This is a genomic window from Escherichia sp. MOD1-EC7003 (assembly GCF_002965065.1).
Taxonomy (GTDB): domain Bacteria; phylum Pseudomonadota; class Gammaproteobacteria; order Enterobacterales; family Enterobacteriaceae; genus Escherichia.
This window is the reverse complement of the sequence record NZ_PTRE01000108.1, coordinates 15,574-34,821: the sequence shown is the minus strand read 5'-3', so window position 1 is coordinate 34,821 and position 19,248 is coordinate 15,574. Positions and strand designations below refer to the sequence as shown.

The 19,248-nt window shown below is 52.9% G+C and carries 16 protein-coding genes; 9 read left to right on the top strand and 7 right to left on the bottom strand.

Going from position 1 to position 19,248, the window contains the following annotated elements; genetic code table 11:
* Positions 1-237, top strand: a 237-nt coding sequence (locus A7090_RS26305; protein WP_206748396.1) for a hypothetical protein, incomplete at its 5' end; no start/stop codon positions are given.
* Positions 238-329: 92 nt separating this feature from the next.
* Entirely contained in the window at positions 330-719 is a 390-nt protein-coding gene (locus A7090_RS26025; protein ID WP_157941478.1) for a hypothetical protein, read from the top strand.
* 1 nt (position 720) lies between these two features.
* Here A7090_RS26025 and gldA read toward each other — a convergent pair whose 3' ends face one another.
* The 3 genes from gldA to ptsP are packed head-to-tail and all read right to left on the bottom strand — an operon-like array spanning position 721 to position 5,010.
* Positions 721-1,824, bottom strand: a complete 1,104-nt coding sequence (gene gldA / locus A7090_RS18215) for a bifunctional L-1,2-propanediol dehydrogenase/glycerol dehydrogenase (RefSeq protein ID WP_105275078.1) — start codon at positions 1,822-1,824, stop codon at positions 721-723.
* Between the two features lie 10 nt (positions 1,825-1,834).
* Positions 1,835-2,497 carry a fructose-6-phosphate aldolase gene (fsa, locus tag A7090_RS18210; protein WP_105275077.1) on the bottom strand — a complete coding sequence of 221 codons (663 nt, stop codon included), beginning with the start codon at positions 2,495-2,497 and terminating at the stop codon, positions 1,835-1,837.
* 11 nt (positions 2,498-2,508) lie between these two features.
* A complete protein-coding gene (gene ptsP, locus A7090_RS18205) occupies positions 2,509-5,010 on the bottom strand; it encodes a phosphoenolpyruvate--protein phosphotransferase (RefSeq protein WP_105275076.1) in 2,502 nt (833 codons plus the stop codon).
* 309 nt (positions 5,011-5,319) lie between these two features.
* Here ptsP and A7090_RS18200 point away from each other — a divergent pair, with 309 nt between their 5' ends.
* From A7090_RS18200 to A7090_RS18180, 5 genes are read left to right on the top strand one after another with little or no spacing between them, the layout of a single operon-like run.
* The gene (locus A7090_RS18200) at positions 5,320-6,399 is read left to right on the top strand and encodes a PTS fructose transporter subunit EIIC (RefSeq protein WP_105275075.1); all 1,080 of its coding nucleotides are present in this window, start codon (positions 5,320-5,322) and stop codon (positions 6,397-6,399) included.
* Between the two features lie 14 nt (positions 6,400-6,413).
* Positions 6,414-6,734 (top strand): PTS fructose-like transporter subunit IIB, encoded by a 321-nt coding sequence (locus tag A7090_RS18195; protein WP_105275074.1) that lies wholly within the window; start codon positions 6,414-6,416, stop codon positions 6,732-6,734.
* A gap of 50 nt (positions 6,735-6,784) precedes the next feature.
* Positions 6,785-9,082: a formate C-acetyltransferase gene (locus tag A7090_RS18190; protein WP_105275073.1), complete on the top strand. Its 2,298-nt coding sequence runs from the start codon at positions 6,785-6,787 to the stop codon at positions 9,080-9,082.
* Positions 9,048-9,926: a [formate-C-acetyltransferase]-activating enzyme gene (locus A7090_RS18185; protein ID WP_105275072.1), complete on the top strand. Its 879-nt coding sequence runs from the start codon at positions 9,048-9,050 to the stop codon at positions 9,924-9,926. The genes A7090_RS18190 and A7090_RS18185 overlap by 35 nt, the downstream gene beginning before the upstream one ends.
* 1 nt (position 9,927) lies before the next feature.
* Positions 9,928-10,269: a PTS fructose-like transporter subunit IIB gene (locus A7090_RS18180; protein ID WP_105275071.1), complete on the top strand. Its 342-nt coding sequence runs from the start codon at positions 9,928-9,930 to the stop codon at positions 10,267-10,269.
* Here the strand turns inward: A7090_RS18180 and A7090_RS18175 are convergent.
* From A7090_RS18175 to argE, 4 genes are all read right to left on the bottom strand, one after another.
* The gene (locus A7090_RS18175) at positions 10,256-11,107 is read right to left on the bottom strand and encodes an AraC family transcriptional regulator (protein WP_105275070.1); all 852 of its coding nucleotides are present in this window, start codon (positions 11,105-11,107) and stop codon (positions 10,256-10,258) included. The genes A7090_RS18180 and A7090_RS18175 overlap by 14 nt on opposite strands.
* A gap of 150 nt (positions 11,108-11,257) precedes the next feature.
* Positions 11,258-12,991 (bottom strand): phosphoethanolamine transferase CptA, encoded by a 1,734-nt coding sequence (locus A7090_RS18170; protein ID WP_105275069.1) that lies wholly within the window; start codon positions 12,989-12,991, stop codon positions 11,258-11,260.
* 183 nt (positions 12,992-13,174) lie between these two features.
* On the bottom strand, positions 13,175-15,826 hold the full coding sequence (gene ppc / locus A7090_RS18165) for a phosphoenolpyruvate carboxylase (RefSeq protein ID WP_105275068.1): 2,652 nt from the start codon (positions 15,824-15,826) through the stop codon (positions 13,175-13,177).
* A gap of 301 nt (positions 15,827-16,127) precedes the next feature.
* Entirely contained in the window at positions 16,128-17,279 is a 1,152-nt protein-coding gene (gene argE, locus A7090_RS18160; protein WP_105275067.1) for an acetylornithine deacetylase, read from the bottom strand.
* A 153-nt stretch (positions 17,280-17,432) separates the two neighbouring features.
* On the opposite strand from argE, the gene argC reads away from it, so the two are divergent.
* Positions 17,433-18,437, top strand: coding sequence for an N-acetyl-gamma-glutamyl-phosphate reductase (gene argC / locus A7090_RS18155; RefSeq protein WP_105275066.1), 1,005 nt, complete (start codon positions 17,433-17,435; stop codon positions 18,435-18,437).
* Positions 18,438-18,444: 7 nt separating this feature from the next.
* Positions 18,445-19,221, top strand: coding sequence for an acetylglutamate kinase (argB, locus tag A7090_RS18150; RefSeq protein WP_105275080.1), 777 nt, complete (start codon positions 18,445-18,447; stop codon positions 19,219-19,221).
* The last annotated feature ends 27 nt before the right edge of the window (positions 19,222-19,248 follow it).

Below are 19,248 nucleotides of genomic sequence, written 5' to 3'. Positions count from 1 at the left end.
GCATCCGGCATGAACAAAGCGCACGTTGTCAACAATATGAGCCGCCTGAGAATGATGACAAATGCAAAATTGCCTGATGCGCTACGCTTATCAGGCCTACGTAATCTCTGCAATCTATTGAAATTGTATGGTTTTGTAGGCCGGATAAGGCGTTCACGCCGCATCCGGCATGAACAAAGCGCACGTTGTCAACAATATGAGCCGCCTGAGAATGATGACAAATGCAAAATTGCCTGATGCGCTGCGCTTATCAGGCCTACATAATCTCTGCAATCTATTGAAATTGTATGTTTTTGTAGGCCGGATAAGGCGTTCACGCCGCATCCGGCATGAACAACGCGCGCGTTGTCAACAATATGAGCCGCCTGAGAATGATGACAAACGCAAAATTGCCTGATGCGCTGCGCTTATCAGGCCTACGTAATCTCTACAATCTATTGAAATTGTATGGTTTTGTAGGCCGGATAAGGCGTTCACGCCGCATCCGGCATGAACAACGCGCACGTTGTCAACAATCTGAGGCAGGGTTCGGCCTGAGAATGATGACAAATGCAAAATTGCCTGATGCGCTGCGCTTATCAGGCCTACGTAATCTCTGCAATCTATTGAAACTGCATGTTTTTGTAGGCCGGATAAGGCGTTCACGCCGCATCCGGCATGAACAACGCGCACGTTGTCAACAATCTGAAACTCCCGGACAAGCCGGGAGTTTGGCGTAGGTTATTCCCACTCTTGCAGGAAACGCTGACCGTACTGATCGGCTACCAGCAGCGCGGCATATACTTCATCTGGTGTTGCGCCGCCAGGCATGTTGTGGATAGTTTCACCTTCTGCACATGCCGCTTCTGCCACAATTCGCATTTTCGCCGGGACATCTTCTTTAATATCCAGTTGAGCGAGAGTTATTGGCAAACCTACCGCATGGCTAAGCGCAGCTACGGTTTCGATTTCCTCCACCGGCGCATTTTCCAGAACCAGCTGCGTCAGCGTACCGAATGCCACTTTTTCACCGTGATAATAGTGATGCGCATCTGGAATAGCGGTCAGGCCGTTATGCACCGCGTGCGCCGCCGCCAGACCACCGCTTTCAAAGCCCACGCCACTCAAATAGGTATTCGCTTCAATCACGCGCTCCAGCGCCGGAGTCACTACATGCTGTTCAGCGGCAAGCATCGCTTTTTCGCCTTCTTCCAGCAGAGTGTTGTAGCACAGTTCAGCCAGCGCAAGAGCCGCCTGGGTACACTTGCCGCCCGCCATAGTGGTCGCGCCGCTACGAGAGCAGGCACGCGCTTCAAACCAGGTTGCCAGTGCATCGCCGATACCCGCCGCTAACAGACGTGCAGGTGCGCCAGCAACGATTTTGGTGTCGACAATGACCATATTCGGGTTATTTGGCAACAGCAGATAGCGGTCAAACTCACCATCATCGGTGTAGATAACAGACAGTGCGCTGCACGGTGCGTCAGTAGAGGCGATAGTCGGTGCGATCGCTACCGGAACACCCATGAAATGTGCCAGTGCTTTGGCAGTATCGAGGGTTTTTCCTCCACCGATACCGATAATTGCGCCACACTGAGCCGTCTCTGCGATGCCACGCAGACGGTCGATTTCATTTTGCGAACATTCACCGCCAAATGACGCAATTTCTACAACTAATCCGGCTTCTTTAAAGCTTTTCTCGACAGTGGATTGAGCAAAACCTAAAACAAATTTGTCACCCACCACTAACCAGCGTTCTGCCAGCGGCTTCAGGTATTCGCCCAGACGATTAATCACATCTGCGCCCTGGATGTATTTACCTGGTGATTGAATAACGCGGTCCATAATTGCTCCTTTAGAGATGAGTAGTGCCAAAGGCGGCATTCCAGTCGTGTTCGAATTTCTCTATCGCTGACTCTACCGCAGGCGTATTGAGCATTTGTTGCGCTACATCTAAGGGTAGGGTGATGGCTTCACATCCAGCCAGCAAACAATCCAGCGCCTGACGCGGTGTTTTAAAGCTGGCAGCCAGCACCATGCTTTCTGGTGCGTGCATTTCCAACAGTGCTTGCAGCTCCTGAACGGTACGAATGCCGTCCCCCCCCTGGGCGTCGACACGGTTAACATACGGGGCAACGTATTTTGCCCCTGCCAGTGCGGCTAATAGCCCTTGTGCGGCGCTATATACAGCGGTGCCAAGTGTAGTAATACCTTCTTTTTTCAGTATTTTAATTGCTGCCAGACCTTCGGAAGTCACCGGGATCTTCACCACAAGGCCCGGAATGGCGTCGCGCAGGCGCTTCGCTTCTTCCACCATCCCTTGCGCGTCACGGCTCATGGTCTGAGCAAACAGAATGCCCTCATCACCAATCGCTTTTTGCAGACGTGGCAGCACTTCCCAGATGGACTCTTTGCTGGCAGCGATAATGCTCGGGTTAGTTGTCACCCCGGCAATCGGGAATATGCGTGCCAGACGTTCGACTTCTGCGACGTTAGCGGTGTCCAGATACAGTTCCATGATGTTTCCTTTTACAGTTCCAGTTCATGTTGCAGCAGGCTGGCGATAGCGTCGGCAGAGGCGGCGTTAACCAGCGCGTTACGGAATTCTTCGTGCATGATGCGGCGAGCGAGGCGCGAGAAAATGCGCATATGCTGATCGCCTGCGGCGTGTTTGTTCAACGTTAACATAATGATGAATTGCGCTTCATCATCGCCCCAGCGCACCGGTGCTTGCAGACGCGCTACACTGATGGTGGATTGCTCAATGTGTTCTGATTTGCTGTGTGGAATGGCAAAACTAAAGCCCAAACCGGTAGAGAAAACGGCCTCGCGCGCCCACAAGTCGGCTTCCAGTTTACGCGGATAGCGGCAGCGGCCCGCCAGCAGCAGGTTATCGGTCATACCTTTGAGCACTTCTTCTTTGCTGCGCCAGTCGCTTTCCAGCGTGATGCACTCGGCAGTGACCAGCGGTGCGTCCTGTTGGGTCATGCGGAATTGCGCCAGCAGGTGTTCCACTTCCAGCGAAGTACGGCAGGCCATTGCCTGGTTGAGCAACTGACGGCACTCACGGCTATCAAGTTGCGCCATCCGCGCTTTCGCTGCCGGAATTGACGGTGCGCTCATGCTCAGTTCATCCAACCCCAGGCCAACCAGCAGCGGCAGAACTGAACCTTTCGCCCCCAGTTCACCACACAGACCAATCCATTTGCCCTGGCGGTGCACCGCCTGCACGGCGTAATCGAGCGCCCGCAAAAATGCCGGATTGAGGCTGTTGTAGTGACGGGTGACTTTGGCATTATCGCGATCCACTGCCAACAGATATTGCGTCAGGTCATTACTGCCGATACTAAAGAAATCAATCTCTTCGCAGCATTGATCGATGATGAACATCACCGATGGCACTTCAAGCATGATGCCGAGCTGGATTTTCTCATCAAACGGAATGTGTTCGTTACGCAGTTGCTGTTTGGCTTCCACCAGTTTTTCTTTCACCCATAAGATCTCTTCCATTGAAGAGATCATCGGGATCATGATTTTCAGGCTGCCATGAGCGGAGGCGCGCAGGATCGACCGTAGCTGCGTGGTGAACAGCGAGGCGTACTCTTCATAAATACGCACGGCGCGATAACCGAGAAACGGGTTAGCTTCTGCGGGAATATTTAGATAATCAACGGGTTTGTCACCGCCAATATCCATAGTGCGCACAATAATGCTGCGTCCGTTGGCAGACTCCAGCGCCTGACAAAAAATGTTGTACAGCTCGCTTTCGCCCGGTGCACTGGTGCGATCCATATAGAGCATTTCAGTGCGGAACAAACCAACGCCTTCCGCGCCATTGCCGAATGCGGCCTGCGCTTCCATGGAGTGAGCGATGTTAGCGGCAATTTCAATGCGGATACCGTCAGCGGTGCGGGCATGTTGGGTCAGCCAGACACGCTGTTGCTCACGCAGGGCGTCCTGTACGCGGGCTTCTTGCTGATAGTAGCGCGCAACGGCTTCCCCAGGCTCAACCACAATCGCCCCGGCGTTGCCATCGATATAAATCGTCTGATGCTGCCACGGGGTAAGAGCATCAATATCCACACCAACCAGCGTCGGAATGTTGAACGAACGGGCAAGAATTACCGTATGTGACGTGGTGCCGCCGCTTTTGAGCAACAGACCTTTAAGGTGATTTTTATCCAGTTCGAGGAACTGGCTGGGGGTCAGTTCATCAGCCATACAAATGGCGGGCTGCGTCAGTTTGCCCGGTGCCGGGAAGCGTTGCTCACCGTAGATTTGCTGGAGTAACTGGAAGCTGACGTCGCGTACGTCCAGCGCACGTTCTTGCAGGTAGCTGCTGCTGGAACGGGAAAACGCTTCACAAAAGTGATTTGTGCTGGCGACAATTGCTTCGGCACAGCTTAATCCGGCGCTGACGCCTGCCAGTAAGTGTTCCCGCAGGGAAGTATCGCCAGCCAGGGATCGGTGAGCTTCCAGAATCGCGCTGGTGGCTCCGTCGCTATCCAGCAGACGAAACTCAATGTTTTTCATCACCAGCGTCAGGCCGTTTTCCAGCGCGGATTGCTCGGCGTCAATGCCTTTGGCTGCGGGGAGGTTACCCAGCGCGTTGAGATCTAAAGAAGAGAGCGGTGTCAGAATGCCGCCTGCGCTACCGCTGCACACGGTGCGGGCGCGGATAATACGCGGATTCAGATTGGTCAGTGAAACCGGCAGCAGCTCCAGTTCGTCAGATTTTACTTCCGTCAGCGGCGCGTCGCAGTGGGGAAATTCATCGCGCAGCCATTGGCTTAAACGCTGGTGCGCTTCCTGTTCGTCTGCCCCGGAAATCAGTAACTGGCAGTTATCACCCACCAGCGTATCGGTGCCAATCAGCGCCAGGGCGCTTTTGGCGTTGCCCTTGCGGTCAGTGCGCAGGTTATGCCACTCAATTTGTGATGAAAAAGTATTACACAGCGTTTCAACGTGGCTTGCCGGGCGCGCATGTACGCCGTTAGGTAGCTCACAAATAAATTCCACAATCTGGGCCATTGCCTCTCTCCCGGTACGGTTTTCTGTTTACAGGATAAGAGCGCACGGCAATGGCCTGCCATGTGACAAATCTGCCAAAAGCTGGACAAATGTAATGTAACCGTCAATTTGCGACGCGTCTCACAAGATACCCTTTCGCGGCATGATTCCAGATTATTGCAAGTTATGAGGCGGATCGCATTTTTGTACTGATATTACAAAAATCCAGTAAATGGCCTTTTTATCCACTGTTTGCTCCGCCTGTGATTGCCTATTGTTTCTCCCATCAAAAAATATGGATATGGGCTTTCGCAAGCCTGGGAGCAGCTTATGAATGAGTTGGTGCAGATCCTGAAAAATACCCGTCAGCATTTAATGACGGGCGTTTCACACATGATTCCCTTCGTGGTATCGGGCGGTATTTTGCTGGCGGTTTCCGTCATGTTGTATGGCAAAGGCGCAGTGCCGGATGCCGTAGCCGATCCGAATCTAAAAAAACTGTTTGATATCGGCGTTGCAGGGTTGACGCTGATGGTGCCTTTCCTCGCCGCTTACATTGGTTATTCCATTGCAGAACGTTCTGCGCTGGCTCCGTGCGCTATCGGTGCCTGGGTCGGTAACAGCTTTGGTGCGGGCTTCTTTGGTGCGCTGATCGCCGGGATTATCGGCGGTATCGTGGTGCATTACCTGAAGAAAATTCCGGTGCATAAAGTTCTGCGCTCGGTGATGCCAATCTTCATCATTCCGATCGTCGGCACACTAATTACCGCTGGCATCATGATGTGGGGCCTGGGCGAGCCGGTGGGAGCGCTGACAAGCAGCCTGACTCAGTGGCTTCAGGGGATGCAGCAGGGCAGCATTGTTATGCTGGCGGTGATCATGGGTCTGATGCTGGCGTTCGATATGGGCGGCCCGGTTAACAAAGTGGCCTATGCCTTCATGCTGATTTGCGTTGCTCAGGGCGTTTATACCGTGGTGGCGATTGCCGCTGTTGGGATTTGTGTTCCACCGCTGGGCATGGGGCTGGCGACGCTGATTGGTCGTAAAAATTTCTCCGCAGAAGAGCGCGAAACCGGCAAAGCGGCGCTGGTGATGGGCTGTGTTGGCGTCACTGAAGGGGCGATTCCTTTCGCCGCTGCCGATCCGTTACGTGTCATTCCTTCCATCATGGTCGGTTCTGTTTGTGGTGCGGTAACTGCGGCGCTGGTCGGTGCTCAGTGCTATGCAGGCTGGGGTGGTCTGATTGTACTGCCGGTGGTTGAAGGCAAGCTGGGTTATATCGCAGCAGTGGTTGTCGGGGCGGTTGTGACGGCAGTCTACGTGAACGTGCTGAAAAGTCTGGCGCGTAAAAAAGGGTCTTCGACTGATGAGAAGGAAGACGACCTGGATCTGGATTTTGAAATTAATTAATTGAGGAACGAGCCATGACGAAAATTATTGCAGTAACCGCATGTCCTTCAGGTGTTGCCCATACCTATATGGCAGCAGAGGCGCTGGAAAGTGCCGCGAAAACGAAAGGCTGGGAAGTGAAAGTGGAAACCCAGGGGTCGATTGGTCTGGAAAATGAACTGACTGCGGAAGACGTGGCAAGCGCCGATATGGTGATTCTGACCAAAGATATCGGCATCAAGTTTGAAGAGCGCTTTGCTGGCAAGACCATCGTACGCGTCAACATCAGCGACGCGGTAAAACGCGCTGATGCCATTATGAGCAAAATTGAAGCTCACCTGGCGCAAACTGCTTAAGTTCTTATCCCGCCCGTAAGGGCGGGGTCGCTTTCCCACAGGAGTTCCTCATGACGAATCGTATCTCTCGCCTCAAAACTGCACTGTTTGCCAATACCCGTGAAATCTCGCTGGAGCGTGCGCTGCTTTATACCGCCAGCCATCGGCAAACCGAAGGCGAACCGGTGATATTGCGTCGGGCGAAAGCAACAGCGTATATCCTTGAACATGTTGAAATTTCGATTCGTGATGAAGAACTGATTGCCGGTAACCGCACGGTGAAACCGCGCGCCGGGATTATGTCGCCGGAAATGGACCCTTACTGGTTGCTGAAAGAGTTGGACCAGTTTCCGACACGTCCGCAGGACCGCTTCGCTATTAGCGAAGAAGATAAACATATCTACCGCGAAGAGTTGTTCCCGTACTGGGAAAAACGTTCGATGAAAGATTTCATTAACGGGCAGATGACGGATGAAGTAAAAGCCGCGACCAGCACGCAGATTTTCAGCATCAACCAGACGGATAAAGGCCAGGGGCACATTATTATTGATTACCCGCGCCTGCTGAGTCACGGACTGGGTGAGCTGGTGGCGCAGATGCAGCAACATTGTCAGCAACAGCCGGAGAATCACTTTTATCAGGCAGCGCTGTTACTGCTGGAAGCCTCGCAGAAACACATTTTGCGTTACGCTGAACTGGCCGAAACGATGGCGGCAAACTGCCCGGACGCCCAGCGTCGCGAAGAACTGCTGACTATTGCGGAGATCTCCCGCCATAACGCCGAACATAAGCCGCAGACGTTCTGGCAGGCGTGCCAGTTATTCTGGTACATGAACATCATTCTGCAATACGAATCTAACGCCAGCTCGCTGTCGTTGGGGCGCTTCGACCAGTATATGTTGCCGTTCTATCAGGCATCTTTAACCCAGGGCGAAGGACCGGCGTTCCTGAAAGAGCTGCTCGAATCTTTATGGGTGAAATGCAACGACATCGTGCTGTTGCGCTCCACCAGCAGCGCGCGTTATTTTGCGGGATTCCCGACTGGCTATACCGCACTGCTCGGCGGGTTAACCGAGAACGGACGTAGCGCGGTGAACGTGCTTTCGTTCCTCTGCCTCGATGCCTATCAGAGCGTGCAGTTGCCGCAACCGAACCTGGGCGTGCGTACTAACGCTTTGATCGACACGCCGTTCCTGATGAAAACCGCAGAAACCATTCGCCTCGGCACGGGTATTCCGCAAATCTTCAACGATGAAGTGGTGGTGCCTGCGTTCCTCAACCGTGGCGTTTCGCTGGAAGATGCGCGCGATTATTCTGTAGTGGGTTGCGTGGAATTATCTATTCCCGGCAGAACCTATGGCTTGCATGACATCGCGATGTTTAACCTGCTGAAAGTGATGGAAATCTGCCTGCATGAGAATGAAGGCAATGCCGCGCTGAGTTATGAAGGTTTACTGGAGCAGATCCGCGCCAAGATCAGCCACTACATCACTCTGATGGTTGAGGGCAGCAATATTTGTGATATCGGTCACCGTGATTGGGCACCTGTGCCGCTGCTCTCTTCGTTCATCAGCGATTGCCTGGAAAACGGCCGCGATATTACTGACAGCGGCGCGCGTTATAACTTCTCCGGCGTGCAGGGGATTGGTATCGCCAACCTGAGCGATTCGTTACATGCCCTGAAAGGGATGGTTTTTGATCAACAGCGTTTAAGTTTTGATGAGTTATTGACGGTATTAAAAGCGAACTTCGCAACGCCAGAAGGCGAAAAAATCCGTGCTCGCTTAATTAACCGCTTCGAGAAATACGGTAATGATATCGACGAAGTGGATAACATCAGCGCCGAATTGCTGCGTCATTACTGCAAAGAGGTTGAAAAGTACCAAAATCCGCGCGGCGGCTACTTTACGCCGGGGTCATATACTGTTTCTGCACACGTCCCGTTGGGCGCGGTGGTTGGTGCGACGCCAGATGGTCGTTTTGCCGGGGAACAACTGGCAGACGGTGGGCTGTCGCCCATGCTGGGCCAGGACGCACAAGGACCAACGGCGGTGCTGAAGTCAGTCAGTAAGCTTGATAACACGCTACTTTCTAACGGTACGTTGCTGAACGTGAAATTCACTCCGGCGACTCTGGAAGGTGAAGCGGGATTACGCAAACTGGCCGACTTCTTACGGGCATTTACCCAGCTTAAGTTGCAGCATATTCAGTTTAACGTGGTGAATGCCGACACGTTGCGGGAAGCGCAAAAGCGCCCACAAGATTATGCCGGGTTGGTGGTGCGCGTTGCCGGATACAGCGCCTTCTTTGTCGAACTGTCGAAGGAGATCCAGGATGACATCATCCGCCGGACAGCGCATCAGTTGTAACGTTGTGGAAACGCGCCGCGATGATGTGGCGCGCATTTTCAATATTCAGCGTTACTCACTAAATGACGGCGAGGGCATCCGCACGGTGGTCTTTTTTAAAGGCTGCCCGCATCTTTGCCCGTGGTGTGCTAATCCGGAGTCGATCTCCGGCAAAATTCAGACGGTGCGCAGAGAGGCGAAATGTCTGCACTGCGCGAAATGTTTGCAAGATGCGGATGAATGTCCCTCCGGGGCGTTTGAACGGATTGGTCGCGATATCAGCCTTGACGCGCTGGAGCAGGAAGTGATGAAAGATGACATTTTCTTTCGCACGTCCGACGGCGGCGTCACGCTTTCTGGCGGCGAAGTGTTAATGCAGGCAGAGTTTGCTACCCGTTTTTTACAGCGACTGCGGCTGTGGGGCGTGTCATGCGCCATTGAAACTGCCGGAGACGCGCCAGCAAGCCGACTGTTGCCGCTGGCGAAATTGTGCGATGAAGTGTTGTACGATTTAAAAATTATGGACGCGCTTCTGGCGCGGGATGTGGTGAAGATGAACCTGCCACGCGTGCTGGAGAATCTGCGTTTGCTGGTGAGTGAGGGTGTCAACGTGATCCCGCGTTTGCCGCTGATCCCCGGTTTCACGCTCAGCCGGGAGAATATGCAGCAGGCGCTGGACGTGCTGATCCCGCTGAATATCAGGCAGATCCATCTGTTACCGTTTCATCAGTACGGCGAACCGAAATACCGCCTACTGGGGAAAACATGGTCGATGAAAGAGGAGCCTTCGCCGTCGTCAGCTGATGTAGCAACGATGCGCGAAATGGCAGAACGGGCCGGATTTCAGGTTACCGTGGGAGGTTAAAATGGCATACCTGGTGGCAGTAACCGCCTGCGTCAGTGGCGTGGCGCATACTTATATGGCTGCGGAACGGCTGGAAAAGTTGTGCCTGTTAGAGAAGTGGGGAGTCAGCATTGAAACTCAGGGCGCGCTGGGAACGGAGAATCGTTTAGCGGACGAGGATATCCACCGGGCAGATGTTGCGCTGTTGATTACGGATATCGAGCTTGCCGGTGCCGAGCGATTTGAACATTGTCGCTACGTGCAATGCAGTATCTACGCTTTTCTGCGTGAGCCGCAGCGGGTAATGAGCGCGGTGCGCAAAGTGCTTTCTGCGCCGCAGCAAACCCATCTTATTCTGGAGTAGTCGGTTTTTCTGTCAGTTGGCTGTGGTATTGCCGGCGATATTCCGACGGTGAGCGTTCGGTATTTTTACGAAACAGACGGCAGAAGTAGTTGCTGTCGACAAAGCCGCAGGCGTGCGCCACTTCTTTTACCTTCAGGTCATAGCCTTTCAATAACGTCTTAGCGTGCTCCAGTCGCGTGTGATTCAGATATTCGTTAAAACCAATGGCCCCCGTTTTTTGAAACAGGTGCGAGAGGTAATTTGGCGAAATATAGAATGCCTGTGCGACAGATTCGCGGGTAAGCGCGGAGGCATAGCGTTCGTCGATATAATCACGAACAGCTTCAAATAGTGCCTGGCTGCGTGAGGCGGTCTGGATTTGGCTGCCGAGCAAATCGCGGCAGTGGCTAAGCAGGCTGGTGACGATAAGCCTTGCCGTCTGCTGCTCCTGTGGCTGCATTTGCATTTCATTGAGCGTTTGTAGCAGAAAAGAACCAATGCGTGGGCCGCGTCGGGCGACATGTTGCTTCGCCAGATTTTGATATTGTTTGCCATCCCATTGCACGACGCTGAAGCCGAGTTGCTGTTTGCCAAACAGCACGCTAAAGGTGGTAGCGGGTGTTTTCCATTGTGGGAAATTCCAGCCGCCAGCGGGAACGTATAGCACATCGCCGGGAACTAACGTCGCGCCAGCGCCGGTATCAACAAACTCACCTTCCAGCACAATTTCCAGTCGTGGAAAATCGACCTGATACGCGAGATCGGGGACCAGGCCGTTGCTGCTGGCAAAGTAAATCTGGCGCAGGGACAGCGGGCCGTTTATCAGGCGGGAGAGCAGATAGCTGACGTCGTGATACATGTAATTCCCTTCGGTATGTAGACGGGAAAACAGTAACTGGCATTGTGAAAAAAGGCCACCTGAAAAGTGTGGCCTGATGGGAGATCCAAAAGCCCAGTAGGCCGGATAAGGCGTTTACGCCGCATCCGGCAAATAGCTCCTGGTTGATAATTACTGATTACCTACCTGATCGCCATACGGCAGCGTGTCGTAATCAATCAACGCATTTTTCTTATACGGATTACCAATCCAGCGGGTGGTTTCTTTGAACTGCGGATTCACCACTGAACGGGTTGGATCGTAACCGTCGTAAGATAAGCCCGCCAAATCTGACCAGGTGTGGATTAGTTCAGCCAGGCTGTATTTACGATCAACATCCTGCGAGAAATCACGCGGATGAGTCGCTTGCCATTTTTCCGACGTCCACAGCAGGAACGGAATGGTGTACATATGACGCGTCGGGTTGTCTTCATTACGCCCCTGAGTTTTGTGCGGCGGCGTGTCGTAAACCTCTTCACCGTGGTCAGAGAAATAAACCAGGAATCCGTTCGGGTCTGCTGCTTTAAAGTCTTTAATCAGGCTGGCAACGACATGATCGTTATACAAGTTAGCATTGTCATAATCGTTATATGACTCCAGCTCTTCTGCGCTTAATCCCGGTGGAACATGATCGGTATTGCCATCAAACTTGCCCTGATTTTCCGGGTAGCGGTATTTGTATTTGATATGCGTACCCAGCAGATGAACGATGATCATTTTCTTCGGCGCCGGGTCCTTCAGCACTTCCTGGAACGGCTTCAGCACATTGGTGTCGTATTCACGTGCACTCTGCGTACGTTGCTGGTTCATGTAGTACTGCTTGTCGGTCTGGCGCGAAAATACCGTCAGCATGGTGTTGCGGGCGGTCATTGTCTGCTGATTGGTGATCCAGACGGTTTTATAACCTGCCTGTTTCATCATGTTCATTAGCGACGGCTGCGTCAGGTACAGATCCGGGTTCTTTTCGTTGGCGAAAGTCAGTGCCTGTTGCAGGATTTCAATGGTGTACGGACGCGATGTCACCACGTTATTAAACACGGTCAGATTCGGATCGGTTTTATGCAGCGCATCCAGCTCTGGCGTGGTCTCACGCGGATAACCGTACAGACTCATGCGTCCGCGCTGGGTCGACTCGCCAATCACCATCACTAAGGTACGCGGTTCGTTACCTGATTCATCTTTAAAATTAGCCAGCGGCGGCAATGCATTATTTTCATTCAGTAGCTTTGTTAGCGAATTTAGTTGCTGGCGATACTGATAATAGCTAGTCAGGAATTGCCACGGTGCGGCAGGTTCCATGCGTGATGCCAGGTTATTCAACGCTTTCTCAAACGGCTTGTTTTTGATAAGCGTGTTCATGGCGATCGGATGCAAAATCAAACCATAAAGCAGGGCAAAAGAGACAACATAACGCCACGGCTTTGGAATATAGACCGGGCGCAGGCGTGTCCACAGCAGAACTGCCACCGCCGTATAGGCCAGTGCGATAAACACAATCTTCAGGCTGAAATACTGGCTTAAATACTCGCTGGCTTCGTTGGTGTTGGTTTCAAACATCACAAACAGAACGCTCTGCGAGAATTCCTGACCGTAGATGACGTAGTAGCATAGCGCCGCCAGAGAGGCCGCCCATAGCACCACGCCGATCACTGCGGCAATAATTTTAATCCGCTTCGGAAAGAGGAATACCGGGATCAACCATAGCGAACTGAATAACAGCGAGTCGCGAATGCCGTTGGTGCCACTATAGCCACTGATGTAAATAATGGCCTGTAGCAGAGTAGAGAAAAACCAAAAATAGAGCAGTGCCCAACCCAGGGCTTTCAAGCTGAAAAGGGGTTTAGCCTGGACTTCTGTGGAATGCATAGTAAGAACCTGTCTTGAAAAAAATATCGCCAAATGTAATGACAATTCCTTAAGGATATCTGAAGGGATATCCAGAATTTGAATAAAATGCAGACAGAAATATATTGAAAACGAGGGGGTTAGAACAGAAGTATTTCAGAAAACCCTCGCGCAAAAGCACGAGGGTTTGCAGGAGAGGGAAGATTAGCCGGTATTACGCATACCTGCCGCAATCCCTGCAATAGTGACCATTAACGCTTGCTCGACGCGAGGATCCGGTTCCTGGCCTTCTTTTTCTGCCTGGCGGGAGCGGTGCAGCAACTCGGCCTGCAATACGTTCAGCGGGTCGGTGTAAATATTTCGTAGCTGAATAGACTCCGCAATCCACGGCAGATCGGCCATCAGGTGGGAATCGTTGGCAATCGCCAGCACCACTTTGATGTCTTCTTTTTGCAGATTGCGTAACTCTTTACCTAACGGCCATAGTGCTTTGTCTACCAGACGTTGATCATAGTATTCTGCCAGCCACAGGTCTGCTTTGGCGAATACCATCTCCAGCATGCCGAGACGCGTCGAGAAGAATGGCCAGTCGCGACACATGGCTTCCAGCTCGCTCTGTTTGCCGTCTTCGACCACTTTTTGCAGCGCCGTACCTGCACCCAGCCAGGCGGGAAGCATCAGGCGGTTTTGCGTCCAGGCGAAAATCCACGGGATGGCACGCAGTGACTCGACGCCGCCGGTCGGGCGACGTTTCGCCGGACGTGAACCCAACGGCAGTTTGCCCAGTTCCTGTTCCGGTGTAGCGGAGCGGAAGTAAGGAACAAAATCTTTGTTTTCACGTACGTAGCCACGGTAGAGATTGCACGAGATGACCGACAGTTCATCCATTATGCGGCGCCAACTTTCTTTCGGTTCCGGCGGTGGCAGCAGGTTGGCTTCCAGAATCGCCCCGGTGTACAGCGACAGGCTGCTGACGGTGATTTCTGGCAGACCATATTTAAAGCGGATCATCTCGCCCTGTTCGGTCACGCGCAGGCCACCTTTCAGGCTTCCTGGTGGTTGTGACAGCAGCGCCGCATGGGCAGGTGCGCCGCCGCGACCAATGGAGCCGCCACGACCGTGGAACAGCGTCAGTTCAATACCCGCTTTTTCGCAGGTTTTGATTAATGCATCCTGTGCCTGATATTGCGCCCAGGAAGCTGCCATCACGCCCGCATCTTTTGCTGAGTCGGAATAGCCAATCATCACCATCTGTTTGCCCTGAATCAGGCCGCGATACCAGTCGATATTCAGCAACTGGGTCATGACATCGTTGGCGTTGTTCAGGTCATCGAGGGTTTCAAACAGCGGAGCAACCGGCATCGCAAACCCGATACCCGCTTCTTTCAGCAGCAGGTGGACAGCCAGCACGTCGGACGGCGTTTTCGCCATCGAGATCACGTAGGCAGCAATGGAACCTTGCGGCGCTTCGGCAATCACCTGGCAGGTATCGAGCACTTCGCGCGTTTCGGCGCTTGGTTGCCAGTTGCGTGGCAGAAGCGGACGTTTGGAGTTCAGTTCGCGGATCAGGAACGCCTGTTTGTCAGCCTCTGACCAGCTTTCATAATCGCCAATACCGAGGTAGCGGGTCAGTTCGCCCAGCGCTTCGGTATGGCGGGTGCTCTCCTGACGGATATCAATACGGACCAGCGGTACGCCGAAACATTTCACGCGGCGCAGGGTGTCGAGCAGATCGCCGTTGGCGATAATCCCCATGCCACACGCCTGAAGGGACTGGTAGCAAGCGTAGAGCGGCTCCCAGAGTTCTTCGTTCTGCGTTAGCAGACCTTCTGGTTTTGGCAGTTCTTCACCTTTCAGGCGTGCTTCCAGCCATGCCTGTGTCGCCATCAGGCGGGAACGCAGGTTTTTCATTAGATAGCGATACGGTTCTGCGGCACCTTCTTCGCCAACCAGCGCCAGCAGTTCAGGGGTGGCTTCAACCATCGACAGTTCAGAAACCAGAACCTGAATATCTTTCAGGAACAGATCGGTGGCTTTCCAGCGGCTGAGCAGCAGGACGTGGCGGGTGATATCGGCAGTGACGTTCGGGTTGCCGTCGCGGTCACCGCCCATCCACGAGGTAAAACGCACCGGAACAAACTCGACGGGCAGTTTGTAGCCGAGGTTCTCTTCCAGTTGTTCGTTCAGTTCGCGCAGGTAATTCGGCACGCCTTGCCACAGGCTGTTTTCCACTACGGCAAAGCCCCATTTGGCTTCATCTACCGGGCTTGGACGCAGCTTACGGATTTCATCGGTATGCCATGACTGGGCGATCAACTGGCGCAGGCGGCGCATCAGCTGGTTGTGTTCGTAGTCGGCGATATCTTTGTTGTCGAGCTGTTTTAAGCAGGCGTTCACTTCCACCATTTTGTGGATCAGTGTACGACGGGTAATTTCGGTTGGGTGAGCAGTGAGGACCAGTTCCAGCGACAGCGACTCCACTGCTTTTTTGATGGTGTCTTCGCTCAGTTCTGGCTGGTTTTTCAGTTTACGTAGGGTGCGGGCGATCACTTCCGGGTTGCTGGCAGCTTCGCCTTTCGGCGAAATGCTGTGGTATTGCTCGGCGGTGTTGGCCAGATTCAGGAACTGACTAAACGCACGCGCAACGGGAAGCAGCTCGTCGTTCGACAAATTTTGTAAGGTGGTGAGCAACTCCTGGCGGTTAGCATCATTGCCAGCGCGTGAAGATTTGGACAACTTACGTATAGTTTCTACACGTTCAAGAATGTGTTCTCCCAACGCATCCTTGATGGTTTCTCCCAGCACTTTGCCGAGCATACTGACATTACTACGCAATGCGGAATATTGTTCGTTCATATTACCCCAGACACCCCATCTTATCGTTTGATAGCCCTGTATCCTTCACGTCGCATTGGCGCGAATATGCTCGGGCTTTGCTTTTCGTCGTCTTTTATAAAGCCACGTAAAAGCGGTGACGTCAAATGCTGCGAAATCGCTTCAGCAAACGAGTAAATAGCAGGGATTTACGCCATTAAATTCACGACGCTTTAAATAAGCGTAACTTATGGGAATGTTAAAAAATCGCCTCGAGTAACACCAAAGGTGTAGGTCGGATAAGATGCGCAAGCATCGCATCCGACATTGTTTGGCCTACGTTTTAATGCCAGCAAAAATGGTGAATCACCTGGGTGATCAGTTCGCGGGTGGGCTTGATAAACCGTGTCTCCAGATATTCATCAGGCTGATGGGCTTGATTGATGGAACCCGGTCCCAGTACCAGCGTCGGACATAACGTTTGAATAAACGGCGCTTCGGTACAGTAGTTCACCACTTCAGTCTTTGCTCCGAGCAATTTCTCAACCACTGCAACCAGTTGATGATTCGGCGGGCATTCATAGCCAGGGATCGGTGGATGCAGCTCGTCGACCGTCAGACGACCTGGCCAGCGTTCGCTCACCGGAGCCAGTGCATCGTTGAGCAAACCATTAAGTTCATTGAGTGTCATGCCTGGCAGCGGACGAATATCCATATGCAACTCACAGCAAGCACAAATACGGTTAGAGGCATCGCCACCGTGAATATGCCCGAGGTTGAGCGTGGGGTATGGCACGGTAAACGCATCGTAGTGATAACGTTCTTTCAGGCTATCGCGCAATTGCAAAATATGCCCGATGGCGTCGTGCATCAGTTCGATAGCGTTAACTCCGCGCGCCGGATCGCTGGAGTGCCCCGATTGGCCCCGAACACGGATGGCGTTAGAGATATGGCCTTTGTGCGCGCGTACCGGTTGCAGTGACGTCGGTTCGCCAATGATGGCACAATCCGGGCGCAGGGCGGTATTTTCGGCAAAATAACGCGCTCCTGCCATACTGGTTTCTTCATCGGCAGTCGCCAGAATGTAGAGCGGTTTTTTCAGTTTCGTGACGTCGACATCGCGTAGCGCATCAAGGATAAACGCAAAAAAACCTTTCATGTCGGCAGTGCCTAAGCCGTAAAGCTTGCCGTCATGCTCTGTCAGCGTAAACGGATCGCGCGTCCAGCGACCGTCATCAAACGGCACCGTATCGGTATGCCCCGCCAGCAATAAGCCGCCAGCCCCCTGTCCGCAACTGGCCAGCATATTAAATTTGTTGCGAGTTCCTGGCACAGGCTGCACTTCCACATTGAAGCCCAAATCTTTAAACCAGTCTGCCAGCAGAGTGATTAAATCTGCATTGCTTTGGTCGAGTGCCTCTTCCGTGGCGCTTATTGAAGGTGTGGCAATCAGAGCACGGTAAATCTCGATAAATGGCGGTAATTTGTTTTTCATTGTTGACATACCTTTGGTCATGATAGTATCAATATTCATGCAGTATTTATGAATAAAAATACACTAACGTTGAGCGTAATAAAACCCACCAGCCGTAAGGTGAATGTTTTACGTTTAACCTGGCAACCAGACATAAGAAGGTGAATAGCCCCGATGTTGAATACGCTGATTGTGGGGGCCAGCGGTTACGCTGGCGCAGAGCTAGTGACCTATGTAAATCGCCATCCGCATATGAACATAACCGCTTTGACTGTTTCAGCGCAAAGCAATGATGCGGGAAAGTTAATCTCCGATTTGCATCCGCAGTTAAAAGGCATTGTTGATCTGCCGTTGCAGCCGATGTCGGATATCAGTGAGTTTAGCCCAGGGGGGGATGTGGTGTTTCTTGCTACTGCCCATGAAGTTAGTCACGATTTAGCGCCACAATTTCTTGAAGCTGGCTGTGTGGTGTTCGACCTTTCCGGCGCGTTTCGTGTTAACGATGCTGCCTTCTATGAAAAATATTACGGCTTTACCCATCAATACCCGGAACTGCTGGAACAGGCAGCCTACGGTCTGGCTGAGTGGTGCGGTAGTAAATTAAAAGAAGCGAACTTGATTGCCGTGCCGGGCTGTTATCCGACGGCGGCGCAACTGGCGCTGAAACCGTTGATTGATGCCGATCTTCTCGACCTCAGTCAGTGGCCGGTGATTAACGCCACCAGCGGCGTGAGCGGTGCAGGACGTAAGGCAGCGATTTCAAATAGTTTTTGTGAAGTTAGCCTGCAACCGTATGGCGTCTTTACCCATCGCCACCAGCCGGAGATCGCCACGCATCTCGGTGCTGACATTATCTTCACCCCGCATCTGGGCAATTTCCCGCGCGGTATTCTGGAAACCATTACCTGCCGCCTGAAGCCGGGTGTGACCCAGGCGCTAGTGGCGCAAGCATTACAGCAGGCGTATGCGCATAAACCGCTGGTGCGGCTGTATGACAAAGGCGTTCCGGCGCTGAAAAATGTCGTCGGGCTGCCATTTTGCGATATCGGGTTTGCCGTTCAGGGCGAGCATCTGATTATTGTGGCGACCGAAGACAACTTATTGAAAGGCGCGGCGGCACAGGCGGTACAGTGCGCTAATATTCGTTTCGGCTATGCGGAAACGCAGTCTCTTTTTTAAGGGTGCAATAATGAATCCATTAATTATCAAACTGGGCGGCGTACTGCTGGATAGCGAAGAGGCGCTGGAACGTCTGTTTAGCGCACTGGTGAATTATCGTGAGTCACATCAGCGTCCGCTGGTGATTGTCCACGGCGGTGGCTGCGTGGTGGATGAGCTGATGAAAGGGCTGAATCTGCCAGTGAAAAAGAAAAACGGCCTGCGGGTGACGCCTGCGGATCAGATAGACATTATCACCGGAGCACTGGCGGGAACGGCAAATAAAACCTTGCTGGCATGGGCGAAGAAACATCAGATTGTGGCCGTAGGTTTGTTTCTCGGTGACGGCGACAGCGTAAAAGTGACTCAGCTCGATGAAGAGTTAGGCCATGTTGGACTGGCTCAGCCAGGTTCGCCTAAGCTTATCAACACCTTGCTGGAAAACGGTTATCTGCCGGTGGTTAGCTCCATTGGTGTAACGGACGAAGGGCAACTGATGAATGTCAATGCTGACCAGGCAGCGACGGCGCTGGCGGCAACGCTGGGCGCGGATCTGATTTTGCTCTCCGACGTCAGCGGCATTCTCGACGGCAAAGGGCAACGTATTGCCGAAATGACCGCCGCGAAGGCAGAGCAACTGATTGAGCAGGGCATTATTACTGACGGCATGATTGTGAAAGTGAACGCGGCGCTGGACGCTGCGCGCACGCTGGGCCGCCCGGTAGATATCGCCTCCTGGCGTAATGCGGAACAGCTTCCGGCACTATTCAACGGTATGCCGATGGGTACGCGGATTTTAGCTTAAGTTTTGTTGGCCGGAGGCGCAGCTTTC